General features: G+C 66.8%; 1 protein-coding gene. It reads left to right on the top strand.

Features of this window, described 5'->3' with window-relative positions; genetic code table 11:
- The coding region (locus U5771_RS35310; protein ID WP_322028199.1) for an electron transfer flavoprotein subunit alpha/FixB family protein at positions 1 to 530 on the top strand (530 nt) is incomplete at both ends.

The raw sequence follows: 530 nt of genomic DNA, 5'->3' as shown, positions 1-530 counted from the left end.
GCGACCGCGCTGAACATCGCGAAGGACTACTCGCACATCCTCGCGCCGGCGACGGCCTACGGCAAGAACATCGCACCGCGCATCGCCGCGAAGCTGGACGTCGCGCAGATTTCGGACATCACGGCGGTCGTTTCAGCCGATACGTTCGAGCGCCCGATCTACGCGGGCAACGCGATCGCGACGGTGCAGTCGAGCGATCCGATCAAGGTCATCACGGTGCGTGCGACGGGCTTCGATCCGGTTGCAGCGGAAGGCGGCAGCGCAGCGGTCGAGAAGATCGAAGCGGCGGCAGACGCCGGCAAGTCGCAGTTCGTGAGCCGTGAAGTGACGAAGCTGGACCGTCCGGAACTCACCAGCGCGAAGATCATCGTGTCGGGTGGCCGCGGCCTGGGCAGCGGCGAGAATTACACGAAGGTGCTGGAGCCGCTGGCCGACAAGCTGTCGGCCGCACTGGGCGCATCGCGCGCGGCGGTGGATGCGGGCTACGTGCCGAACGACTACCAGGTCGGCCAGACCGGCAAGATCGTCGC

Origin of the sequence: Burkholderia sp. BCC1977, assembly GCF_905339595.1 — a bacterium.
Classification (GTDB): Bacteria; Pseudomonadota; Gammaproteobacteria; order Burkholderiales; family Burkholderiaceae; genus Burkholderia.
This window is presented reverse-complemented; position numbering and strand designations above follow the sequence as displayed.